Source organism: Acinetobacter sp. YH12144, from assembly GCF_013418345.1.
GTDB lineage: Bacteria > Pseudomonadota > Gammaproteobacteria > Pseudomonadales > Moraxellaceae > Acinetobacter > Acinetobacter amyesii.
In genome coordinates this window covers 97,681-118,130 of sequence record NZ_VPCD01000001.1, presented here as the reverse complement: position 1 = coordinate 118,130, position 20,450 = coordinate 97,681, and the positions used below count along the sequence as shown (strand labels likewise).

Sequence of the window (20,450 nt, the reverse complement as noted above, 5' to 3'; positions counted from 1 at the left end):
CTTAGGCTTGCAAAGAAAAAATTCAATTGATAGTCTGAATGCAACAACAGAGCGTTTAAACATATGTTTAAACAGTGTGGATTTAAACCCAACTTGCCAGCACTAAAATGGCTAAACAGGAGAAAGCGAATGAATACGCTGACTATTTCTCAGATTTTTTCAAATTTTTCTTTTTATCAAGAAAACTATCTTTCCATTATTAGTAATCAAGAGCAATATCAAACACCTGTGGAAGGTGCGTACGTTGACGTTTGGCCTTTGGGTCGACGTGACTTGGCATTGGGTGATTTATTACAACTGTGGTTTAGTGAAAAATGGTTGATCAACACGCCATGTCATTTACGTTTTGAACATCAAGATGATGGCCGTCGTGTGCCTTTGCAACGCAAGCAAGATTTGTATTTATACCAATTGGCCGGTAATGCGTTATCAGGCTCAAATCGTTCTAAAGTATGGTCTATTTCAGAACAACAAGAACTTCGTGTTGAGTTAGATAGTGCTTTAAAATATTACTGCTTTCAAAAGGGCAGTAATCGCATTGATCTAAGCGAAGGCCAATTAATTCGCGCCTTACATTCAGCAATTTAAGTTTGAACCATCATCTGCTCGCATTGAATTGCGAGTAGAAAAATAAAATATTAAGGACGTATAATCATGCATGTCGCTGTTGCATGAGCATATATCTTTCCATTGTTATCCATAATTCTGCCTTCTGAAATTGCTAAATTTTTGCTGATATTAATTAAATGGCCTATTGCTGTTAAATCTTGATTTTTAGGGATAGGTCGACAAATTTTTATATTGAGATCAATGGTGCCATAGCCTATACCAGCTTCTAATGCCGAGTGTACGACACACCCTGTAACTGTATCTAAGACTGTTGCTGCAAAGCCACCATGCACACCACTAAGTGGATTTAAATGGCGCTGATCGGCTTTTACAACAAACTCTACATTACCTTGCTCAATCTTTTTGGGTTGCATTGGAATAATTTCACTAATGCTTGCAGGTGGAATTTGGCCTTGCATTATTGCCTTTAAAATTTCCGAGTCCAGTCATTTCTTTGATGTTCATTGGTATATCTCTGGATAGGTTAGTTTTGTGGTTGTTTTGGGTTCTAAATTGGAAGTTATTTAAATAACATAGCTGAAAACGTAAAAAGAATGCAAACCAAAGATTTGAATATGAAGGTTAGTTTTAGGTTTTAACGTTTGGCTTTTTAATATTTAAGTCGATTTGAAGGAAGTCAAATGGGCTGGATGAGCTTTGTTATTTAGTTTGAACCGCGAAAAAAATTGATCAAAAGCGTGTTGAAGTGAAGCGTATTTATTTATTCTTTTGATGAGTATAAAAAACCCGCGATATGCGCGGGTTTTTTAAATCTAGCTTTTTAAAAGCAGATTATTTTTCAGCAGCAATTGAAGCAATCGCAGCGTCTACGCCTTCGATTGAGTCAGCAGCTTTCTTGATACGTGCAAGCGCATCTACAAGAACTTCGTCTGCAGTTGCATAAGAAATACGCATATAACCACCTAGACCGAACGCATCACCAGGAACTACTGCAACACCAGTTTCTTCCAATAACCATGCAGAGAATTCTGTGCAAGATTTTAAACCTTTTGCACGAATCAATGGACGGATGTTTGCGTATGCATAGAATGCACCATCAGCAGGAAGGCAAGTAATACCGTTGATGTCGTTCAAGCCTTTCACAACTAGGTCGTGACGGCGTTTGAATGCTTCAATCATTGGCTCAAGAACGTCTTGAGGACCATTCAATGCAGCTTCAGCAGCAACTTGTGAAATAGAAGTTGGATTTGAAGTTGATTGAGATTGGATTTTTTTCATCGCACCAATAAGTTTAGCAGGGCCCGCTGCGTAGCCAATACGCCAGCCAGTCATTGCATAAGCTTTAGATACACCGTTAAGAACGATTACGCGATCGTAAAGGTCTGGTGCAACTGTTGCGATGTTGTAGAATTCGTCGTCCCAACGGATTGGTTCGTACATATCATCAGAAGCAACTAAAACTTCAGGGTATTTACGTAGAACGTCAGCTAAAGCAAGTAATTCTTCTTTAGTGTAGATCATACCTGTTGGGTTAGAAGGGCTGTTTAGAACCACTAAACGAGTTTTGTCAGTGATTGCAGCTTCTAATTGAGCAGGCGTAATTTTGAAACGTTGGTCTTCACCACATTTCACGATTACAGGAGTACCTTCAGCAATGATCACCATGTCTGGGTAGCTTACCCAGTAAGGAGCAGGGATAATTACTTCGTCACCTTTGTTTAACAAAGCAAGTGCCAAGTTAAAGAAAGATTGTTTACCACCACAAGAAACCAAGATTTGGTTTGCAGCGTAATCAAGGTTATTGTCGCGTTTTAATTTAGCAATAATTGCTTTTTTAAGACCTGGAGTACCGTCAACAGCTGTATATTTAGTGAAGCCATTGTTGATAGCAGCAATTGCAGCATCTTTGATGTGTTGTGGGGTATCGAAATCCGGTTCACCTGCGCCTAAACCAATTACGTTTTTACCAGCAGCTTTCAATTCAGCAGCTTTGTTAGTAACAGCAAGTGTAGGGGACGGTTTGATGCTATTTACACGATCAGACAGACGTACGTCCACGGCAGTATTCCTTCTTATAGGGATTAAAAAATAAAAAGCACACTATCTTAGCTTAAATGCACAGTAATGGGGAGTGGCAAAATCAACAATGTGCAAAAAAGTGTGATATTCTATCCTAACCATATAATTGAGAAAATTTACATTGAGTTACTTAAATTTTTAATCAAATTTTATGGCAAATTCTTAAAGTCACGGATAAAAAAAAGGCATAAAAAAGGCCACAATATCTGTGACCATTTTTAATAAAATTTTGTGCTTCAAATACTTTGCTTATTGAACAAAACGCGATAGATCTTCTTCGGGGCGAGCAGTTAGCACTTCTACACCATTTTTTGTTACAAGTAGCGTGTGTTCGTACTGTGCAGACAAGCTATGATCTTTAGTAACGACAGTCCATTTATCACCAAGAAGTTTGGTTTTCCAGTCGCCACCGTTCACCATTGGTTCGATGGTAAAGGTCATGCCTTCTTCTAAGATCATGCCTGTATTGGGTTGACCGTAGTGTAAAACTTGTGGTTCGTCATGGAAAACAGTACCAATACCATGACCACAATATTCACGTACAACGCCAAAACGTTCTGATTCAACATATTGTTGAATGGCATTACCAATATCACCCATGGTTGCGCCTGGTTTTACCACCGCCATACCACGGTACATGGCTTCTTGAGCAACTTTACATAAACGGTTCGCTAAAATAGATGTTTCACCGCCTACGATATACATCATGTTGGTATCACCGTGGTAACCATCTTTAATCACAGTGACATCGATGTTTAAGATGTCACCTTTTTTTAACTTTTTGCTTTCAGATGGAATACCGTGACACACCACATGGTTCACTGAAGTACAGATCACGTGCTGGAACGCTGGACGACCCGGCGCAGCACCATAACCTAAACAAGCAGGAATAGCTTCTTGTTTGTTGACAATATAGTCATGACAAATCGTATCAAGTTCTAGGGTAGTCACACCTGGAACAATATGCGGTTTGATCATATCCAAAACTTCTGCCGCCAGTCGACCCGCGACGCGCATTTTTTCAATTTCGTCAGGCGTTTTAATTAATCGACGTGGAGCTTCGTAAGTACTGTTCATGATCTCTAAAAACTTTTGGAAATTTGTATGTGACTATGGTATAAATAGCCGCCCATTTTATCAAATGCTTTTTCGTGAATATCTTTCACGAGCTTTGTGCGATGGGGCAATAAAATCCGCACATATATCGACACATTTCTCTGGGTGCCTTTTTAGGTGGAGAATGCGGGTATATGGAGGCCTAACCCAAACTTTAAGGTAAAGAAAATGGCAGATTACAACGTAAGCATGCGCGACCTTCTTCAAGCAGGCGCACACTTCGGTCACCAAACACGTTTTTGGAATCCAAAAATGCGCGAATACATCTTCGGCGCGCGCAACAAAATTCACATCATCAACCTTGAGCACACTGTTCCTGCGTTAAATGATGCTTTGAACTTTGCTAACAACTTGGCTAGCAAAAAGAACAAAGTTTTGTTCGTTGGTACAAAACGTGCAGCTTCTGCAATCATCCGTGAACAAGCTCAACGTGCAGGTCAACCATATGTTGATCACCGCTGGTTGGGTGGTATGTTGACTAACTGGAAAACTCTTCGCCAGTCAATCAACCGTCTAAAAGACCTTCAAACTCAATCTACTGACGGTACTTTCGCTAAACTTACTAAACGTGAAGCTTTAGAACGTACTCGTGAGATGGAAAAACTTGAACGCGCTCTTGGCGGCGTTAAAAACATGGGTGGTTTACCTGACGCATTATTCGTAATCGATGTTGATCACGAAGCAATTGCAATTAAAGAAGCTAAAAACCTTGGTATTCCTGTTATCGGTATCGTTGATACAAACTCTAACCCAGACAACGTAGACTACGTTATCCCTGGTAACGACGATGCGATCCGTGCAGTTACTCTTTACGCTTCTGCTATGGCTGATGCGATTCTTGCTGGTAAAGAATATGCTCAATCACAAGCAAATGCACAAGCTAAAGGCGAAGAAGCTCCTGCTTCTGAGGCTTAATGCGTTTGACGTAAGCTTGTCATTTTTGCGACACGTGATGGTGGCAAAGTAAGCGTCATGTATGCAGACGGCCCAAGAGACAGCTCTGGGCCGTTTCTGTTCTAAAAAGAATTCATTTTCTACCGTATTTAGGAGATTAACATGACTGCAGTTACAGCAAGCATGGTTAAAGAATTGCGCGATCGTACTGGTCTTGCAATGATGGAATGTAAAAAAGCATTAACAGAAGCGGGCGGTGACATCGAATTAGCGATCGACAACCTTCGTAAATCTGGTCAAGCTAAAGCTGCTAAAAAAGCGGGTAACATTGCTGCTGACGGCGCGATCACTATCGCTCAAGAAGGCAACAAAGCAATCCTTGTAGAAGTTAACTGTCAAACTGACTTCGTTGCTAAAGACGAAAACTTTGCTGGTTTCTCTGCTAAAGTTGCTGCTGCTGCGCTTGCTGCTGGTGTAACTGACGTTGCTCAAATTGCTGAATTGAAACTTGAAGATGGTGCTACTGTAGAAGAAGCTCGTATCGCGCTTGTTCAAAAAATCGGTGAAAACATCCAAGTGCGTCGTGCTCAAATCGTTGAAGGCGACAACCTTGCAGTTTACAAACACGGTTTAAAAATCGGTGTTGTAGTTGCATACGCTGGTGATGCTGATACTGGTAAAGGTTTGGCTATGCACATCGCTGCATTCAACCCAGTTGCTGTAAACGAAGCTGGCGTTTCTGCTGAACTTATCGCTAAAGAAAAAGAAATTGCTGAAGCCAAAGCAATTGAATCTGGTAAACCAGCAAACATCGTTGAAAAAATGGTAACTGGTTCAGTTCAGAAATACTTGAACGAAGTTGTTCTTGAGAACCAAATGTACGTTATCGACAACGATAAGAAAGTTGCAGAAGTTCTTAAAGCAACTGGTACTACTGTTGCTAACTTCGTACGTTTCGAAGTTGGTGAAGGTATTGAGAAAAAAGCTGAACTTTCTTTCGCTGAAGAAGTTGCTGCTGCTCAAGCTGCTGCAAAATAATCTCTGATTATTTGTAGAAAAAAGCCCTCGTTTTAGAGGGCTTTTTTTATGGCTGTAGCTTTACTGATTTCAAAGCTATTTAAACTTTATATTGTGTGCATTCTTGTGCATAGATTCTATTTTTATCCATATTAATGACTATAATGAGTTGAAAATTTAGATTTAAACTATCTTATGGCAAACAAAACAAATTTAACCATCGGCGGAATTATTGTTGCGCTTACAGCCGCTTATTTCGGAATCGATTTACAACAACAAAAATCTGCACCAGTTCAGACGACAGCGGAACAAAACGCACAGCCAAAAATAGAATCAGTACAACCTGTAGATGCTCAACAAAAAGGGCAGAGTGCTGAAGATATTATTGCACATGCATTTAAAAATAAACTCAGTAATGTTCAGGTTGAGGGTGCAGGTCAAGTCAAAGCGGTACTTCGAGATGATAATGAAGGTAGCCGACATCAAAAGTTCATTTTGACCTTAAATAATGGTCAAACGCTTTTAGTCGCACATAATATCGATCTTGCTCCACGCATTGATGACTTGGAAAAAGGCGATACAGTTCAATTTTACGGTGAATATGAATATTCAGATAAGGGAGGTGTGATGCATTGGACACATCACGATCCGAATGGACGTCATCAAGATGGTTGGTTAAAGCATCAAGGTAAAACCTATCAATAAAAATCACGTAGTCATTTTTAACTTTAGTCATTTAAATGATCATGATTCAGATGAAGCTATCAACATAAAATTGGATTAACCATATTGAGTAAAAGCCAGTGTTTAAACACTGGCTTTTTGGTCGTATAAATAGAAAAAATGATTGGAAATACCAGAGATAAATACACCTATAAACAATAGGGTTTTAAGCATCGAATATGAAGAAAACCAATGTCGAATAAGTGAAAAAGAGATCTATGAAATTAATCGTGCTCTAAATGCTCTTTATTTGCGATTTATGGTGTGTTTTCCAATTACTAAGTACTTTGCTTGCAAATGTATCTAAACACCAAATAGGGCCAATGAGGAGGAATTGGAGATCTTTGAAAAAAGAGGGCTTTTTACCTTCAATTTTATGGCCATAAAATTGACCAATCCATGCGAATACAAAGAGTGCGATATAAAAGCCATAACCAACTGGTAGTACCCAAATTAGCCATACCATGATTAACGTTAACGCGGCCATTGCAACAGCAAGGACAATGTCTAAACGTGCGTAAAAGATAAATGCTAAAGCAAGTAAGACAGCAGTAAGTAGCGCGCTAAAATGTGCCAATATGCCAACGATTGAAAAATAAATCGTGGGTACGCAAATCCAGTGAATAATTTTATTGGTTTTATTTTGATGACTTTCGCTGTATTCATCAAACCATTCGTTGATTGTTTTCATGATAGTCCTTAATCATGGGGAAGGACTTCAATATAAACAAGAATGCGGGAAGGGTCAAAATCAGGATTACTGAAGATTAGAAAGGCTAAGAGGCTTCAAATAAAAAACCACGCTAGGCGTGGTCTGTTAAATGCAGTCACTTCATTGGAGAATTAAGAATTTGGACCGTCTACGCGCTCAATGCTCACATTTGCAGTACCCGCACTGGTAATACCCAATTGCTTAGCAGCACCATAAGATAAATCAAGAACACGGTTACCATGGAATGGACCACGGTCATTTACTTTCACCACGACGCTTTTACCATTATTGCGATTCGTAACACGAATAAAGCAATTAAGTGGTAGGCTACGATGTGCTGCTGTAAGTGCGTTCATGTCAAACGTTTCACCGCTTGCTGTTTTACGACCGTGGAATTGACGACCGTACCAAGAAGCAGTACCTGTTTGAGTGAACTTACGAACAGTATTCGATGCAACAGTATTTAACTTTTCAATCACTGAAGGCTCATCTTCAGGAATTTCGATTTTAGCAGCGATTGTTTGACGACGAATTTTATCGCCAGAACGCTCAGTGATTGAAAGGCTACTTAAATTCGTAAAGTTTGAATTGAAGCTTTGAGCTTCTTTATTCAATACACGAGCTGCAAGACGAGAGTTGTCATTATCATGATTGAATGATGATGACTGAACCATCTCAGCTTGTGACTGACTTAGCGCAACTGCCGTGGCAAGCGCTAAGGCATATTTAATAATTGATGACTGCATTGTTTATCTCCCAATGGCATATTTACTGGTTCAACTAAGTCGCTGATATCCATGTAAACACGTCTGATATTTCACTTTTGCAACTATATTTAACGAGATGGATAATATTCATGCCATCAATAGGCTGTCTAGTGTTTAATTAAAATACTTTGAAAATGTCTAAAAAATTAACAATAGTTGGTTAAAAAATAATCAATAATGTAACAAGGTGTGTAAAATGTCGAATAAATGCTCATTTTGGTGAAAATATTTGTTGACTTTTTTGCTCTATAAGAAAAAAACCAGTCTTATCGACTGGTAACTTCAGTGCCTAAAAGCCATAGTGCAGTCGCATACATACGGCTTTTGTTATAGGTTGTAATGACCTGAAAATTTGGATAAGTAATGTAATAAATTGGTCCATAACTATCTTGCAATTGGATGACATTGACTAAATCGAGATCATCGATTTTTACCAATGGATTCATAGGGGTTACACCTTGAGCCTTGAGTACACCATAGGGTGTTGGCTGGTTTAAATCCTTTGCAATAATAGCATCTGGGTTATTTCCGCTATAGCGAGCAGCAAAAGCAATCGGTTGATTACGCTGCCAACCATAATTTGCTAAATAATTTGCAATTGAACCAATGGCATCGACAGCTGAATTACGCAGGTCAACATGACCATTGCCATCGTAGTCCACACCAAATTTTGGAATGTTACTTGGCATAAATTGAGGATAACCCACAGCACCTGCATATGAACCGACAACAGAGTTGGTTGGAACACCATCTTTATATGACCAAGCAATCAGTGCAGCAAGTTCATCTTGGAAATATTGCGCACGGCGTTCATAGCCAAAACCAAGGGTCGCCAAAGCATCACGGGTAATAAAATTACCTTTATTGCTGCCATAGCCTGTTTCAACACCCAAAATGCCTAAAATCACGGATTGAGGCACACCAAATTGTTGTTTTGCACGATTTAAAGTGTCGGCATATTGATTTTTGAAGCGAACACCGCGTTGAATTGTACTTTCAGCTAAAAAATTGGTTTTATATTGATACCAAGGCTTTGATTCGCCGGGTCGATTCATAATGCTAATAATATTGGGTAGGTTTTTACTACCTTGCATTGCCCAATCAATTTGACTCTCACTTAAACCATAGGTTTGCATGGTATTTTGTTTAAAAGCTGCATAGGCTGGATGAGACTGAAAGTCGTTGGCTTGACAGAAACTAGTCAGTGAAATTGAACCGGCCATAATGGCAATATGTGATAGTTTTTTATAAAAATTTCGATTTAGCATAAATAAAAAATTTCCAGTTGCTTTAGCGATGAGTATGAACAAAATTTCGAGGGGAAAAGATCCTGAAAATTGTGATGACCTTCTGGTTTCATAGCTCATTAAAGGTAAACGTTACCAATAGCAACTAAGATACCACTGACAGCGCATGCTTTCATAAATAGATATACAAAAAAAGACAAAGCAAAGGGTTTTTTCGCAGTTAACATATTGAAAAGTGACATATTCATTTACATAACTTTCAAATATTCACAAATCATTTGAAATAAAGATGACTCTAAAACTCATGCGTCATAAAAACGCAGAACGAGTAAACTTTATCGCGTTGCGAAATACTGTTTAGAAGCTACAAAAGTTGCAATGTTATATCTAAAAATAAAGGGATAGGATTAAAAAGGTATCGGTCTAAAACACCCATATGCAAGCAGTGTTTTATTCATTACATAGTTTTTGTTCGCCAGCGCTTCAATGCTGTTGAAAACGTCGCTATATAGTAGAAATATAGACTGAATGATAAAAAAGAAAGAGATTGAATATTAAAATGGACGCATTGAAATTTAAGCCAAAATGACGGCTCACATTAAAATATGATCTATATTCAGGTTCTTCCTGTTCTTTGTAGATTTTTAAAAATTGTGGATATCAATGTACTGTCTTTCTTTTAATAAAAATCTGTTCAATTCTAGAACTGTGTTTGCATGACTATATAGTCATTGTATCGGGATTCGATTTTATGCGTTTAGCCATAAAAAAACCTAGCTGAAGCTAGGTTTTGACGAGTAGTGCGATTTATTTGTTAAACATCGAATCATGTGCTTCTGCAAGGGCACCTAGCTCTTCTTTGGTCAGATTTGGGAAAATCTTATCAATTGCAATATGAATAGCTTTAATCACAGCAGAAGAACCGATATCGGCTGCTTTACGCTTAATCATGCCTAAATCGAGTGTTTTATTAAAGTCATTCATAAAATGACGCACTGCAGCTTCAGCAAACTGTTTATACAGTTCACCAAAAGCAGCTTTATTGATATCTACACCCGATTTAATTTCGGCATAACTGTTCTTAAGGTTAGTGACCAATCCTGCATCTAAGCTCAGACCTACACGATAAGTGCCAGTCGCGTCTTGAAATAAACTTCGTTCTGAAAATTCAATGGATTGTTTCACCACATCATTCGGAGATTTACCCAATAGCTGCTTTAACAATACAGCGACTGTTGATTTGACATAGCCAGCCAGTTTTTCTGCTGTGTCGCGCTTATCGCTTGCAGGAAACAGATGAACAGGAGCTAATATAGTTGCACCAATGATTTCTTCATTAATCAGCAAAGCTGTTTTATCACGTAAAGGATAAAGGGGTTCACTCGAATTTTTTTTCGCGTGACCATTTTGGATACTGCTTAGAAGTTCCTCAGAAGGAATAAAACCAAAAAATGGCATCACTAACCTCAATTTTTTTATTGTCGCGCCAATCGAATGGGGCGAGGCATCCATGTTAAATCCGATACACGACAAGGGTTGATATCCAATCCACCACGGCGTGTATAGGCAGCATATACCATCAGCTGACTTGGTTTTAAATGTTGCCAAATATCGGCAAACATTTGCTCCACACATTGTTCGTGGAAACCATTATGCTGACGGTAAGAAATAATATAAGCCAGAATACTACGATAACAAGGCTTAGTACCTTTATACCTTATAAATACCGTTCCCCAATCAGGTTGACCCGTGACTGGGCAGTTACTTCTTAATAAATGTGAATAAAGTTGAATTTCAACTTCTTCTTGCGCTGCATCTTCGTCTAAAGAGAGTAAAGCTGCATTTGGATGATTTTCTAACTGGGTGGGTTCTAAGTCATCAATACAGATGCCTTGCGGTTTTGAAATTTCAACTTCATCAACATGAAATAGATCAATAGTCACAGCGGCATTGGCTGCAGCAGATAAGTCTTTTTCAACGGTTGCTTTAAACGCTGCCTGAGAATCAAATTTGGTAAAGTTCATACTATTAAAGTAGAGCTTTAAAGATTTCGATTCGATGAGGTTGTCTGAACTTGCAGGCAAAGTTAAACGGCCAATAGCGACTTGAGGCACACCAGAAGCATTTAACCAAGAAATTTCAAAAACATGCCACCAGTCTGTACCTTGGCGGATGCCTTCCACATGGGCATATTGTTCACGTGCAGTGGCACGTGCAATCGGAAACAGAATAGCAGGTTGATATTCTGTTGGGTAATTGGTGTCTTTGCCTAAAAGGGATTGTTCTACACTCATTATTCACGCATTCCTGAACCACGAGAAAGTAAATGATACGCCACGCCATAAAGTACAACGCAACATGCAGTAATAACTGTCAATGAAATGCCGACATTCACATCGCTATGACCTAAAATACCGTAGCGGAATGCATTGACCATATACACGACAGGGTTGATTAAAGAGAGATTTTGCCAAAAAGGACTCAGTGATGAGATGGCATAGAAAACACCGCCTAAATAAGTCAGCGGAGTCAGGACGAAAGTCGGGATAATCGAAATGTCGTCAAAAGACTTTGCATAAACAGCATTAATAAATCCGCCAAGAGAAAACAGCAGCGAAGTAATGAGAACTGTATATATAGTTACGAAGATATTGGTCAGGTGTAATTCAGTAAAAAATAGGCTCATCGCAGTGACAATAAAGCCGACTAAAACACCACGGCAAACACCACCGATCACATAACCCCAAAGCACCATGTGTAACGGCACTGGACTCATGATTAATTCTTCGATGCTTTTTTGAAATTTTGCACTAAAGAAACTGGATGACACATTGGCATAGCTGTTGGTAATGACCGCCATCATAATTAAGCCGGGCACGATGAACTGCATATAGCTAAAACCACCCATTTGCCCAATGCGTGAACCGACTAAATTACCGAAAATCACAAAGTACAAACTCATGGTGATTGCCGGTGGGAGAAGGGTTTGCGGCCAAATACGCATGAAACGGCGAATTTCTTTATACACTAAGGTGTAGAGGGCAATACACAGTTGGTTAAAATTCATTGTGCTGCACCTTCAAGATTTTTTTCGACCATACGGACAAACAGTTCTTCTAGTCGGTTAGATTTATTACGCATACTTCGAACCTGAATACCTTGAGATTCCATGAGTTGGAATAAATCATTCAAGGTATGGCCTTTATCCATAGTGACTTCTAAGGTGACAGGATCTACTAAGTTGAAACGGACACCAATAATTTCTATATGGATCGGTTCAATGGGTTCGGCTAGATCGAAAATAAATGTTTCTTCATTCAACTGGCTGAGGAAACCTTTCATGCTGGTGTCTTCTTTAATCACACCACGATCAATAATTGCGATTCGACGGCACAACATTTCAGCTTCTTCTAAATAGTGTGTCGTTAAAATAATGGACGTGCCTTTTTCGTTCATTTCAGTGAGGAAATCCCACATCGAACGGCGTAGTTCAATATCAACACCAGCAGTCGGCTCATCTAAAATCAGCAGTTTAGGTTCATGCATCATGGCACGAGCGATCATTAAACGGCGTTTCATACCGCCCGATAGCATGCGTGCTTGGGTGCTACGTTTTTCCCAAAGGCCAAGCTTTTCTAAATATTCCTCTGCACGTTTCTCTGCTATCTTTTTAGAAATACCGTAATAACCAGCTTGAGTCACCAAAATATCAAATGTTTTTTCAAATTGACCAAAGTTAAATTCTTGAGGTACAACGCCCAAACACTGCTTTGCATGCGAGGGATGGGTATCTAAATTGTGCCCAAAAATTTCGACAGTACCTGAAGTTTTACGGGTTAGTGAACTGATAATACTAATCGTGGTAGATTTTCCTGCACCATTGGGACCTAAAAGTGCATAAAATTCACCTTCGGGTACTGTTAAATCAATACCTTTAAGCGCCTGAAACCCATTTTTATAGGTTTTTGACAGCTGCTTTAACGTTAGTGCATCAGTCATAAATAATTCACTCTATAAATAGTATGAGTATTGTGCGATATCGGGGCAAATAAACCAAGTAAATCGTATGGAATTCTGCATTTTAAAAATAGAACGTTGTATAAAGCTTAAGCAGAAAAATACCTAACATCTATATAGTTGCTTTACCTTACAGTTTTTTTTGTTATGATGTGCGCAATCCAAAATAAGCGCTCATAGCTCAACTGGATAGAGTACAGGTCTCCGAAGCCTGTGGCGTGGGTTCGAGTCCCGCTGAGCGCACCAATACATACTATAAGAACAATAACTTATATGCACTTTGGCGTAATATTGGCGTAATCCATATTTTAAACAAGAAAAACCCCGCTATATTTTGCGGGGTCTGCCTGTCTTAATTTTCAAATCTTCAGGTCGTTCACTTAACCAGTCAGATAGTTTTTTAAGGTTCCATCTTCGACCTTTTGTGGTTTCTGTAATGTATCTTGGTTTTGGAAAACCTTTTAAGCAAATAATGGATGATTTGAAATACACACCACCATATCCTAAAAATTCTGCCGCCTGATCATCTGTCAACCAAATGTCTGAAGGTGGCAGGGCAACAACCAAGCTGCCCATATTTGCCATTGCTGTCATATTGCTACCTCCAATCTTTTACCCGCTTTGATTTCTTCATCGGTGGCGTGTCGAATAATCTTACTCCATCCGCAAATAGCATTAACCTCGAATCCCTTGCTATCATCTGAAAGCATTAGGTTGAATTTATCAATAAAATCAATATTTAAAACGCCTTGATATTCAATAAATGCGCTGTTGATTGAAACTACCTTATCCCCAACCTCAAAAATATTGTGCTGGCGGCGGTATTCTAGAAGCTCATCTTTAAAATAAGGCTTTGCCGGAACCTCGAAAGGACCAATAGTTACCACATCCGAATCACTAAGACTTTGATATTTTTCTTTAGCCGCATCATACCCACCCAACTGCTCAATTAGATTCATGACACCTCCTTCAAGCTTTCCATCACATTTCTAGGCAACCCACTCAAATAACAACTAAACAAGTGGTATAGCTCATCCGCGTTCATTTCATTTACTTCGATCATGCCGCCTGTGCCATTCACTACACGCTGACGAGACCACCCACGCATATTGAAAGTAAACTCATTGTCGTAATCGACTGCATTCACAATTGCATTAAACAATCCAATTTCTTGCGCATCCCAATTTTCAAAGTAGGGCATATCTTTTGAAGTTAAGTTGTCAATTTGGAGCTGAGCGAATTGGGGTTTTGTTAATTGAATTTCAGTCATTGGTTGGCTCCTGTGGTTTCGGCGGTTCAGGCAACATTCCCCAGTGACTAATCAAGCCCTGAATAAGCGCTTCGCCTTCAACTGGATCTGAAAATCCAAAAGGTGATTGCCAGTCAGCAGTAATTTGCTCTCCACTAATAAATATTTGATAGCGACCATCAATACGCGGTGACTGCTTTGTGTAGTCAATCCATTCCGGCACCGCTTGGGCTTTGGCTGCTTGCCATGCTTTCCAAGCAAAGTTCATTGTTTCAGGGGCATCGCTAGGGCAAAAATCCTCATTGGGCCAATATGAATTTGTTTCTTCGTTGTAATAAACATATTCACTTTTGATTGCCAATTCAGCTAAAGGCAATCTTTCAAACGCTTCTCTTTCTCTCTGAATATCCATCACGCTACCGCCTCAATATTTATATGCTTTCCATCAATAAGCACCTGAATTGAAATCACACCTTGTGTGCGATCTTCCATTAATTTTTTAAAAAGAGCGGGTGCAATCATTAGCTCTTTTTGTGTCGCTTGCGCAGGTCTAACCGCAATGGTTTCAACAGCAATAAGCAGTGCGCGAATTTCTTTATTTGTGATTTGCTCCATCACACCACCTTCATTATTTGATTAGCCACGACACGCGCTAAATTTTCATTCGTTTCATCTGATATAGCAGGGCTGCGCAAGTGCATTTCATATTCATCAAATAACACTTGGCACGCCGCATTGCCTGTTAAATCATTTTTTACAAACACATAGCTCAAAGCCTTACGGGTGCCTTTGCCGCTGAAAGTACAGCTACCATCTGCAAGGACTTTCTTCACATAACCGAGCTTTTCTAACCAAATTTTGAAGCCATCGGCATGTTTATTTTTGATGCGGAAGATCATGCTGCCACCATTTTTTCATAAAATGATTCAATGGTTTCATTTTCAAAAACAAAGCAACCGCCTTGGCTAGATGCATTGATCATATAAACCTGAATGCCTTTCACTTTCCTAATTTCATCACCAAATGGCAGGTCGTCAGCACCTGAATAACCAACAGTGACAAGGTTTTCAGTGACGCACTCAATCTGTGAAACATTAAGAATTGTGTTGCCAATTTTTATGAATTTCATGCTGCCACCTCATACTCTGCATTCAACTCAGCCATTGCTTTATCGACGACAATGTTGAAATTAATGACTGCTTGCTCAACACCTGCAATGTCTAAATCTTTTGCAAATACCCGAATAATCACAATTTGCAGATGCTCAGGCAGGCGAGGATCAAAGCTAATAAAGTCACACCATTTACGACGAGTACACGCCAATTGCCAAGTAATCTGCGGGATGTATTCCGCAGGCACTTCTTTAGTGAGTAACGTGTTCAAATGAGTTGTTGTAGCAGGGCACTTAACCTCAATTTGACCATCTAAATTAATTAATCCATCAGGCGATGCACCGCTTAATTTAATGACTGGATGATCAATTAACCCTGTGCCTTTAACAAAATTACCTGTCTCATTTTCATAAGCGGCAATCGCATTTTCTTCCTGATCTATACCCCATTGCATTGCTTTTGAGGTTGGAGTTTCCTCCTGAACGCCAGTAATGCGCTCAGAAAGAATTGTTAATGTTAGGGCGTTATACATTTTGCCTTTAACAGGTTTTGCGCCAATATCTTTAATTCGGCTTGCAGTCACTTTGCCGCAGCGATCTGCAAACCAACCTTCACTACGCTGGAGAATGGTCATAAGTTTCTCCTTGTCGTGCTAATGCTTGGTCAGCAAGTTCAGCGATTTGCTTTAAGCTTGCTGAGTGAGTGGTCCAAAAGTGCTTAGACCATGTGTTTTTTGGCAAAGTAGCATGTGCCTGTGAAAGACGATCTGTGCCGTACTGCGCCTCAGTTTTAAAGAATGGGAGTTGCTCATCTTCAAATGCTTGATAACCTTCTGGAGCAACATTATTTGTCTGACCTTGTACAGTTTTAATTGAGCATTCATCAATTCGCTTAGCTTCATCTTCGTCATAAATACCAGAGAAACCAAAAGCTACACGTGCACACTGAATCAATGCCTTATGACGCAACATGCGCTTAGGGTACTTTTTCCATGGTTCTGAACTACCCTGGCATTCATCCAAATACTCTGTAACTACAGTCGGGTGAGTTCGGTCTTTGCGATAAATCTTGCATGTGCATGAATCATTATCCTGCTCGAACTGAATGCCATCGCATAATGGGTTGTCGTTAATGATACGCGACCAACCATCCACACCAACAACAGGAACAATGCCACCACTACCTTTGGCAGGGAAGGCGTAGATTTCCTTGGTAAATGGATTTAGCTTGTACTGGTTAGCGACAATTAAAAGGCTTACGAGTTGAACGTCGTTCGCACCCTTAAAAACAGTGTCAATTAAGGTTTGTTTTAATTGCTCTGGATCAACATCAGCCATATCAAATGCCAAAGCAACCTTATGCATTTGAGTCAAAACAATGTCATTTTGCTGTACCACTGCATTCATATTCTTATTCCTTAAAATTTGATCGAAACGTGAGGCACTAAGCCTTTATTGATTGCGTTCAGAATGGCTTTACCTTGATCAACATTCACACCAAGATCAGTCAGACCTTTAAGCGCTTCACTACAGATTTGCTTTTTGTGAGCCACATCAGCTTCACGCGCTTCAGCTGCTTTACGTTCAGCCTCAGCCTTAGCAAATTGTTCTGCTTCAATACGCTTACGTTCATTTTCAGCAGCTTGAGCGGCACGCAATTCAGCAGCTTCTTTTTCAGCTTTTAAGCGAGCTTCACGCTGTTCAGATTCAACTTTTTCGCGCTGAACACGCTCAGCTTCAAAACGTGCTTTTTCTTCTGCTTCACGTGTCGCTTTCTCAGCAGCTTCACGGGCAATACGCTCTTCATGTTCACGCTGTAAACGAGCCTGTTCAGCTTGACGCAAACGCTCCAATTCAGCCTGCTCAGCTTCAAGCTTTTCACGGTCGGCTAATGCTTTGCGCAATATTTCCAGTGTTTCAAATTTGGCAAGCTTGGCTTGTTCTTCGTATTCTTCAAACGTGTAATCCACATCAAAATTTTCTAGATGCTCAATGCGATTTGCGATGCAAGAGGAGTCAAGAGTGCTGAGTTCTTGCAAGTGCTCTTTGATAACCAAAATCGCATTTTCATGCTTTGCCACACGATCTTTTTCAGCTTGTTCCCAAGCATCACGCGGCGCCAAGATTTCATTACGCAGTTCATCAAACTTCTTAACAGTTGCAATGCGGTCATCATCAATAAGCTTGATTTGAGCCTTTTGCTCGGCAACCAATTCCTTGCCACACTTCTCAATAAAAGTCTTGGATTTACTAATTTTTAGAGCGAGTGAGCCAATCTGATCTCGTCCTTTTTTAGTGGTCACATCAGGCACATGTGAACGCGCCTCTTGAGCAATGCGCTCGAATAATTCAGCAGTACCGCCTGGTGTGCGAAATGCAGATACAACAATGTTTTGATCGGCAATTTCAATTTCTAATTTCGCATTCATCCGTAAATCTCCTCTGCAATATCTTCCGCAACGTAATTAGCTTGCTGTTCAGATTCCTTTAAAAACTGCTCTTCACACCAATCCACAATCGACACATTCAACGCACGCAACTGCTCAGGAAGTAAGACAAATTCATCGCCTTCTTTGGTTGCTACAGCATCAGCTTTTATTACAGTTACCAGTGTATTTTCGATTGCTTTAAAAGCAGGGATATCAATTTCATGGCAGTTCTGCGGATCTGAATCACCAACTGCAAAACCTTGTGTGCATTCAAGTAATGGCATACTGCATTCGATAGATGCATCACTGATAAAGTCGAAGCGATACTTGAGCGTGAATTCAACCTTGCCATCTTGAATAACAATGTCCTCTGCCACTTCAAAATCAGGGAAGACAGGGGCAAGGATTAAAGTGTTAGCTTTGATGTTCATACTATTGTCTCCATTTTTAGGTTTCCGCTTAAGCAAATTGCGATTACACGTTTGCATTGCCCTACATCAAACATCCCGATGTGGCATTCTTTTTTTGGAATATTCATTTCGGTAGCCAACGCTTTGTACGCTTCACTGCGTTTCATTCCACCTTTCTTCCACAACGGATCAAAAGCACGATGAGCGAGTGACTTAAACTTTCGAAGTTCAGCATTTGCCAAGCGACCAAGTGGGTTTTTAGTGTTTGGGTGACAGCCCACATAAGCATCACAAGGAGTACAGCGATAAAACCATTTGCTATACAAGTCTTTGCGGTGTGGGTAGATTGCTGAGCCATCAACACCTTCAGCTTTGTTTTCGCAATAAGGGCAGATAGGTTGTTCCATCACACACCTCCCTTAATTGCCACAACAGCCTGACGATCCATTTGCTCAGCGTGCTTATAGAAAGCCATTAGTGCCAACCCAAAGAAGATTGAAAAGAGCAGGGCGATAGCGAAGAAATTCTTTGCGCTATTTTCAAGGCGCTCTTGCTTTGATTTAAGCGCAGATAGGTTTACGACCATCTTGCGGTTTTGGTTCGATATCAACTTGCGAATAAGTTGACGACTTGATTCTTGATGTTCCATAATAGACCTCGTAGTTCACGCCCCGCATCCGCCAAGATTGTTCGGGGCTTTTTTGTGTTTGCGAGGTGAATAGTAAAATAGATTTAACAAGTTGTAAAGCGATTCAGTAAAATAAATTTAACATTATTTTTTCAAGCAAAAGAAAACCCACCATGTAGGTGGGCGTGATTAATTTTATTTTTTAAATCTTTCGATATAAACCAACAACTTTTCCAACCAATCGGCAGTCTTCACTAAGTTTAATAATCTGCTCTGGCCAATTAGGGTTTAATGGTTGTAAATACTTATTATCACCTTCAATAATTAACTTTTTAAAAGTTGCTTCTGTTTCTCCATAGCAAGCAATAATAACTAGATCGCCAGTTTGCAAATCAAAAGTTTGCACTTCAGGATTCACATAAATACGGTCATCTGGAAGAAAGAAAGGCGACATTGACATTCCAGTTACTTTTAAGCCGTAACCACTTTTTCCGCAGTCTTTATTTGGTGGGAGCCATTCATCAATTTCAGTGTCTCTTAACACAGTCTCAATAGAAGAAAGTGAGCCTGCCGCCACCCATGAAATCACAGGCACCGGACGACCATCAAAAGGTATTTTTTGGGAAAGATCCACATTGTTATCCAGTCGCACCTGCGATTCTTTTCCTGACATCAACCAGTTGGGGTCTACCTTGAGTGCGTTAGCTAGATTTGTAAGATTTTCGCCAGTTGGCGCTGACTTGCCCTCTATCCAATTCCCTATGGTTGGGCGTGACACCCCAATCATGCGAGCAAGCTTTGCATTACTCACATCCATATCAAGCATCAATTTTGAAATTCTCTGACCAATACTCACAAGGTATTCCCTCATCTCAATGTAAAAACATTTTAACAAGTGGCGTTGTAAATGTATTTTACGTGTGGTAAATTATATTTAACATTTTAGTTAAGGGTTTTTTACTATGGATTTTTCTTCTGTAGTCTCTCTTAAGAAACACTTCAATGCCGATTCAGATCAGAAGTTAGCTGAAGCACTGGCAAAAATTGGAATCTTAAGAACTGGCGCACGTCAAACAGTTTATTTGTGGGGTGGAAAAGTTCCGCAGCACATTCAGGATGCACTTGAGCTTCGCCAGTACCGCATGAATGACAAGCAAAGAACGGAAAAAGTGAGCTAAGCATGGGGGTGGATGATTTGAAAGAAGCAATCGAAAAAGGGTATTTGGGCGGAAAATACACCGTTCCGAAAACCATCAAATTTACACATGAAATGCTTGATGCAATCGCTGTTGCCAGCGAAACCAATGAGCAAGATACGTGTAGCTGGATGCGTGAAGTCATAGCGAAAGCTCTACTTGCTGAAGATGCTAAGTATGAGCGTATGGCAAGAGCGCGTAATCGGTCAAAGTGTACTTCGGGCACTTTGGTACACCAAAAAGAAAGCCCATCTGCTGGAACAGATGAGCCTGATGTTCGATAAG

Annotated in this window: 29 protein-coding genes, 1 tRNA gene and 1 pseudogene; 7 read left to right on the top strand and 24 right to left on the bottom strand. The window is 39.9% G+C overall.

All coding sequences use genetic code 11. The features are described from left to right. The first annotated feature begins 129 nt into the window (after window positions 1-129). On the top strand, window positions 130-588 hold the full coding sequence (locus FTU79_RS00660; protein ID WP_180007643.1) for a hypothetical protein: 459 nt from the start codon (window positions 130-132) through the stop codon (window positions 586-588). A 50-nt stretch (window positions 589-638) separates the two neighbouring features. On the opposite strand, the pseudogene FTU79_RS00655 reads toward FTU79_RS00660, so the two are convergent. The 3 genes and pseudogenes from FTU79_RS00655 to map form a co-directional block, all read right to left on the bottom strand. Then, window positions 639-1,074, bottom strand: a pseudogene (locus FTU79_RS00655) (PaaI family thioesterase). Window positions 1,075-1,401: 327 nt separating this feature from the next. Then, window positions 1,402-2,628 (bottom strand): pyridoxal phosphate-dependent aminotransferase, encoded by a 1,227-nt coding sequence (locus FTU79_RS00650; RefSeq protein ID WP_111883988.1) that lies wholly within the window; start codon window positions 2,626-2,628, stop codon window positions 1,402-1,404. 270 nt (window positions 2,629-2,898) lie between these two features. Beyond that, window positions 2,899-3,726 carry a type I methionyl aminopeptidase gene (gene map / locus FTU79_RS00645; RefSeq protein WP_168378021.1) on the bottom strand — a complete coding sequence of 276 codons (828 nt, stop codon included), beginning with the start codon at window positions 3,724-3,726 and terminating at the stop codon, window positions 2,899-2,901. Window positions 3,727-3,933: 207 nt separating this feature from the next. Here map and rpsB point away from each other — a divergent pair, with 207 nt between their 5' ends. The 3 genes from rpsB to FTU79_RS00630 all read left to right on the top strand — a co-directional run bounded on the left by rpsB (window position 3,934) and on the right by FTU79_RS00630 (window position 6,381). Next, window positions 3,934-4,680 (top strand): 30S ribosomal protein S2, encoded by a 747-nt coding sequence (gene rpsB / locus FTU79_RS00640; RefSeq protein WP_078190314.1) that lies wholly within the window; start codon window positions 3,934-3,936, stop codon window positions 4,678-4,680. Between the two features lie 141 nt (window positions 4,681-4,821). After that, window positions 4,822-5,697 carry a translation elongation factor Ts gene (gene tsf, locus FTU79_RS00635; RefSeq protein ID WP_180007644.1) on the top strand — a complete coding sequence of 292 codons (876 nt, stop codon included), beginning with the start codon at window positions 4,822-4,824 and terminating at the stop codon, window positions 5,695-5,697. A 174-nt stretch (window positions 5,698-5,871) separates the two neighbouring features. Further along, a complete protein-coding gene (locus FTU79_RS00630) occupies window positions 5,872-6,381 on the top strand; it encodes a DUF3465 domain-containing protein (protein ID WP_180007645.1) in 510 nt (169 codons plus the stop codon). 253 nt (window positions 6,382-6,634) lie between these two features. Here the strand turns inward: FTU79_RS00630 and FTU79_RS00625 are convergent, their stop codons facing one another. The 7 genes from FTU79_RS00625 to FTU79_RS00595 form a co-directional block, all read right to left on the bottom strand. Further along, on the bottom strand, window positions 6,635-7,090 hold the full coding sequence (locus FTU79_RS00625) for a DUF962 domain-containing protein (protein WP_180007646.1): 456 nt from the start codon (window positions 7,088-7,090) through the stop codon (window positions 6,635-6,637). A 152-nt stretch (window positions 7,091-7,242) separates the two neighbouring features. Further along, on the bottom strand, window positions 7,243-7,857 hold the full coding sequence (locus FTU79_RS00620; RefSeq protein WP_180007647.1) for a septal ring lytic transglycosylase RlpA family protein: 615 nt from the start codon (window positions 7,855-7,857) through the stop codon (window positions 7,243-7,245). Between the two features lie 287 nt (window positions 7,858-8,144). Then, a complete protein-coding gene (gene mltB, locus FTU79_RS00615; protein WP_180048704.1) occupies window positions 8,145-9,146 on the bottom strand; it encodes a lytic murein transglycosylase B in 1,002 nt (333 codons plus the stop codon). 786 nt (window positions 9,147-9,932) lie between these two features. Further along, window positions 9,933-10,583, bottom strand: coding sequence for a hypothetical protein (locus tag FTU79_RS00610; RefSeq protein WP_180007649.1), 651 nt, complete (start codon window positions 10,581-10,583; stop codon window positions 9,933-9,935). 17 nt (window positions 10,584-10,600) lie between these two features. Continuing rightward, on the bottom strand, window positions 10,601-11,419 hold the full coding sequence (queF, locus tag FTU79_RS00605) for an NADPH-dependent 7-cyano-7-deazaguanine reductase QueF (RefSeq protein WP_180007650.1): 819 nt from the start codon (window positions 11,417-11,419) through the stop codon (window positions 10,601-10,603). After that, a complete protein-coding gene (locus FTU79_RS00600; protein WP_078190306.1) occupies window positions 11,419-12,192 on the bottom strand; it encodes an ABC transporter permease in 774 nt (257 codons plus the stop codon). Before FTU79_RS00600 ends, queF begins: the two co-directional genes overlap by 1 nt. Next, window positions 12,189-13,124 (bottom strand): ABC transporter ATP-binding protein, encoded by a 936-nt coding sequence (locus FTU79_RS00595; protein ID WP_168378014.1) that lies wholly within the window; start codon window positions 13,122-13,124, stop codon window positions 12,189-12,191. The genes FTU79_RS00600 and FTU79_RS00595 overlap by 4 nt, the downstream gene beginning before the upstream one ends. Window positions 13,125-13,312: 188 nt before the next feature. Here FTU79_RS00595 and FTU79_RS00590 point away from each other — a divergent pair. Continuing rightward, window positions 13,313-13,388, top strand: a tRNA-Arg gene (locus tag FTU79_RS00590). Between the two features lie 81 nt (window positions 13,389-13,469). On the opposite strand, the gene FTU79_RS00585 is transcribed toward FTU79_RS00590, so the two are convergent. The 14 genes from FTU79_RS00585 to FTU79_RS00520 form a co-directional block, all read right to left on the bottom strand. Further along, the gene (locus tag FTU79_RS00585) at window positions 13,470-13,736 is read right to left on the bottom strand and encodes a hypothetical protein (RefSeq protein ID WP_180048703.1); all 267 of its coding nucleotides are present in this window, start codon (window positions 13,734-13,736) and stop codon (window positions 13,470-13,472) included. Further along, window positions 13,733-14,101, bottom strand: a complete 369-nt coding sequence (locus tag FTU79_RS00580) for a hypothetical protein (RefSeq protein WP_180048702.1) — start codon at window positions 14,099-14,101, stop codon at window positions 13,733-13,735. The genes FTU79_RS00585 and FTU79_RS00580 overlap by 4 nt, the downstream gene beginning before the upstream one ends. Next, window positions 14,098-14,412 carry a hypothetical protein gene (locus FTU79_RS00575; RefSeq protein ID WP_180048701.1) on the bottom strand — a complete coding sequence of 105 codons (315 nt, stop codon included), beginning with the start codon at window positions 14,410-14,412 and terminating at the stop codon, window positions 14,098-14,100. Before FTU79_RS00575 ends, FTU79_RS00580 begins: the two co-directional genes overlap by 4 nt. After that, window positions 14,405-14,803, bottom strand: a complete 399-nt coding sequence (locus FTU79_RS00570; protein WP_180048700.1) for a hypothetical protein — start codon at window positions 14,801-14,803, stop codon at window positions 14,405-14,407. The genes FTU79_RS00575 and FTU79_RS00570 overlap by 8 nt, the downstream gene beginning before the upstream one ends. Next, window positions 14,803-15,006 carry a hypothetical protein gene (locus tag FTU79_RS00565; RefSeq protein WP_180048699.1) on the bottom strand — a complete coding sequence of 68 codons (204 nt, stop codon included), beginning with the start codon at window positions 15,004-15,006 and terminating at the stop codon, window positions 14,803-14,805. The genes FTU79_RS00570 and FTU79_RS00565 overlap by 1 nt, the downstream gene beginning before the upstream one ends. Then, window positions 15,006-15,290 carry a hypothetical protein gene (locus FTU79_RS00560; protein ID WP_257224218.1) on the bottom strand — a complete coding sequence of 95 codons (285 nt, stop codon included), beginning with the start codon at window positions 15,288-15,290 and terminating at the stop codon, window positions 15,006-15,008. Before FTU79_RS00560 ends, FTU79_RS00565 begins: the two co-directional genes overlap by 1 nt. Beyond that, window positions 15,287-15,520, bottom strand: coding sequence for a hypothetical protein (locus tag FTU79_RS00555; RefSeq protein ID WP_180048698.1), 234 nt, complete (start codon window positions 15,518-15,520; stop codon window positions 15,287-15,289). The genes FTU79_RS00560 and FTU79_RS00555 overlap by 4 nt, the downstream gene beginning before the upstream one ends. After that, the gene (locus FTU79_RS00550; protein ID WP_180048697.1) at window positions 15,517-16,137 is read right to left on the bottom strand and encodes a lambda exonuclease family protein; all 621 of its coding nucleotides are present in this window, start codon (window positions 16,135-16,137) and stop codon (window positions 15,517-15,519) included. Before FTU79_RS00550 ends, FTU79_RS00555 begins: the two co-directional genes overlap by 4 nt. Further along, window positions 16,118-16,909, bottom strand: coding sequence for a phage recombination protein Bet (gene bet / locus FTU79_RS00545; RefSeq protein ID WP_180048696.1), 792 nt, complete (start codon window positions 16,907-16,909; stop codon window positions 16,118-16,120). The genes FTU79_RS00550 and bet overlap by 20 nt, the downstream gene beginning before the upstream one ends. Before the next feature lie 11 nt (window positions 16,910-16,920). Beyond that, window positions 16,921-17,931, bottom strand: coding sequence for a hypothetical protein (locus FTU79_RS00540; RefSeq protein WP_180048695.1), 1,011 nt, complete (start codon window positions 17,929-17,931; stop codon window positions 16,921-16,923). Beyond that, window positions 17,928-18,362 (bottom strand): hypothetical protein, encoded by a 435-nt coding sequence (locus tag FTU79_RS00535; protein WP_180048694.1) that lies wholly within the window; start codon window positions 18,360-18,362, stop codon window positions 17,928-17,930. Before FTU79_RS00535 ends, FTU79_RS00540 begins: the two co-directional genes overlap by 4 nt. Next, a complete protein-coding gene (locus FTU79_RS00530) occupies window positions 18,359-18,748 on the bottom strand; it encodes a zinc-finger-containing protein (RefSeq protein ID WP_180048693.1) in 390 nt (129 codons plus the stop codon). Before FTU79_RS00530 ends, FTU79_RS00535 begins: the two co-directional genes overlap by 4 nt. After that, complete coding sequence (locus FTU79_RS00525; protein WP_180048692.1) at window positions 18,748-18,990, bottom strand: hypothetical protein; 243 nt, start codon at window positions 18,988-18,990, stop codon at window positions 18,748-18,750. Before FTU79_RS00525 ends, FTU79_RS00530 begins: the two co-directional genes overlap by 1 nt. 181 nt (window positions 18,991-19,171) lie before the next feature. Continuing rightward, the gene (locus tag FTU79_RS00520) at window positions 19,172-19,840 is read right to left on the bottom strand and encodes a S24 family peptidase (protein WP_180048691.1); all 669 of its coding nucleotides are present in this window, start codon (window positions 19,838-19,840) and stop codon (window positions 19,172-19,174) included. A gap of 91 nt (window positions 19,841-19,931) precedes the next feature. Here FTU79_RS00520 and FTU79_RS00515 point away from each other — a divergent pair, with 91 nt between their 5' ends. Both FTU79_RS00515 and FTU79_RS00510 read left to right on the top strand, forming a co-directional pair. Continuing rightward, window positions 19,932-20,147, top strand: coding sequence for a hypothetical protein (locus FTU79_RS00515; RefSeq protein WP_180048690.1), 216 nt, complete (start codon window positions 19,932-19,934; stop codon window positions 20,145-20,147). Between the two features lie 2 nt (window positions 20,148-20,149). After that, the gene (locus FTU79_RS00510) at window positions 20,150-20,449 is read left to right on the top strand and encodes a hypothetical protein (RefSeq protein ID WP_180048689.1); all 300 of its coding nucleotides are present in this window, start codon (window positions 20,150-20,152) and stop codon (window positions 20,447-20,449) included. Window position 20,450: the final 1 nt, after the last annotated feature.

Coding starts and splice junctions, on each gene's coding strand:
- FTU79_RS00660 (WP_180007643.1), top strand. CDS start 130: ATGAATACGCTGACTATTTCTCAGATTTTTTCAAATTTTTCTTTTTAT.
- map (WP_168378021.1), bottom strand. CDS start 3,726: ATGAACAGTACTTACGAAGCTCCACGTCGATTAATTAAAACGCCTGAC.
- rpsB (WP_078190314.1), top strand. CDS start 3,934: ATGGCAGATTACAACGTAAGCATGCGCGACCTTCTTCAAGCAGGCGCA.
- tsf (WP_180007644.1), top strand. CDS start 4,822: ATGACTGCAGTTACAGCAAGCATGGTTAAAGAATTGCGCGATCGTACT.
- FTU79_RS00630 (WP_180007645.1), top strand. CDS start 5,872: ATGGCAAACAAAACAAATTTAACCATCGGCGGAATTATTGTTGCGCTT.
- FTU79_RS00625 (WP_180007646.1), bottom strand. CDS start 7,090: ATGAAAACAATCAACGAATGGTTTGATGAATACAGCGAAAGTCATCAA.
- FTU79_RS00620 (WP_180007647.1), bottom strand. CDS start 7,857: ATGCAGTCATCAATTATTAAATATGCCTTAGCGCTTGCCACGGCAGTT.
- mltB (WP_180048704.1), bottom strand. CDS start 9,146: ATGCTAAATCGAAATTTTTATAAAAAACTATCACATATTGCCATTATG.
- FTU79_RS00610 (WP_180007649.1), bottom strand. CDS start 10,583: ATGCCATTTTTTGGTTTTATTCCTTCTGAGGAACTTCTAAGCAGTATC.
- queF (WP_180007650.1), bottom strand. CDS start 11,419: ATGAGTGTAGAACAATCCCTTTTAGGCAAAGACACCAATTACCCAACA.
- FTU79_RS00600 (WP_078190306.1), bottom strand. CDS start 12,192: ATGAATTTTAACCAACTGTGTATTGCCCTCTACACCTTAGTGTATAAA.
- FTU79_RS00595 (WP_168378014.1), bottom strand. CDS start 13,124: ATGACTGATGCACTAACGTTAAAGCAGCTGTCAAAAACCTATAAAAAT.
- FTU79_RS00585 (WP_180048703.1), bottom strand. CDS start 13,736: ATGACAGCAATGGCAAATATGGGCAGCTTGGTTGTTGCCCTGCCACCT.
- FTU79_RS00580 (WP_180048702.1), bottom strand. CDS start 14,101: ATGAATCTAATTGAGCAGTTGGGTGGGTATGATGCGGCTAAAGAAAAA.
- FTU79_RS00575 (WP_180048701.1), bottom strand. CDS start 14,412: ATGACTGAAATTCAATTAACAAAACCCCAATTCGCTCAGCTCCAAATT.
- FTU79_RS00570 (WP_180048700.1), bottom strand. CDS start 14,803: ATGGATATTCAGAGAGAAAGAGAAGCGTTTGAAAGATTGCCTTTAGCT.
- FTU79_RS00565 (WP_180048699.1), bottom strand. CDS start 15,006: ATGGAGCAAATCACAAATAAAGAAATTCGCGCACTGCTTATTGCTGTT.
- FTU79_RS00560 (WP_257224218.1), bottom strand. CDS start 15,290: ATGATCTTCCGCATCAAAAATAAACATGCCGATGGCTTCAAAATTTGG.
- FTU79_RS00555 (WP_180048698.1), bottom strand. CDS start 15,520: ATGAAATTCATAAAAATTGGCAACACAATTCTTAATGTTTCACAGATT.
- FTU79_RS00550 (WP_180048697.1), bottom strand. CDS start 16,137: ATGACCATTCTCCAGCGTAGTGAAGGTTGGTTTGCAGATCGCTGCGGC.
- bet (WP_180048696.1), bottom strand. CDS start 16,909: ATGAATGCAGTGGTACAGCAAAATGACATTGTTTTGACTCAAATGCAT.
- FTU79_RS00540 (WP_180048695.1), bottom strand. CDS start 17,931: ATGAATGCGAAATTAGAAATTGAAATTGCCGATCAAAACATTGTTGTA.
- FTU79_RS00535 (WP_180048694.1), bottom strand. CDS start 18,362: ATGAACATCAAAGCTAACACTTTAATCCTTGCCCCTGTCTTCCCTGAT.
- FTU79_RS00530 (WP_180048693.1), bottom strand. CDS start 18,748: ATGGAACAACCTATCTGCCCTTATTGCGAAAACAAAGCTGAAGGTGTT.
- FTU79_RS00525 (WP_180048692.1), bottom strand. CDS start 18,990: ATGGAACATCAAGAATCAAGTCGTCAACTTATTCGCAAGTTGATATCG.
- FTU79_RS00520 (WP_180048691.1), bottom strand. CDS start 19,840: ATGAGGGAATACCTTGTGAGTATTGGTCAGAGAATTTCAAAATTGATG.
- FTU79_RS00515 (WP_180048690.1), top strand. CDS start 19,932: ATGGATTTTTCTTCTGTAGTCTCTCTTAAGAAACACTTCAATGCCGAT.
- FTU79_RS00510 (WP_180048689.1), top strand. CDS start 20,150: ATGGGGGTGGATGATTTGAAAGAAGCAATCGAAAAAGGGTATTTGGGC.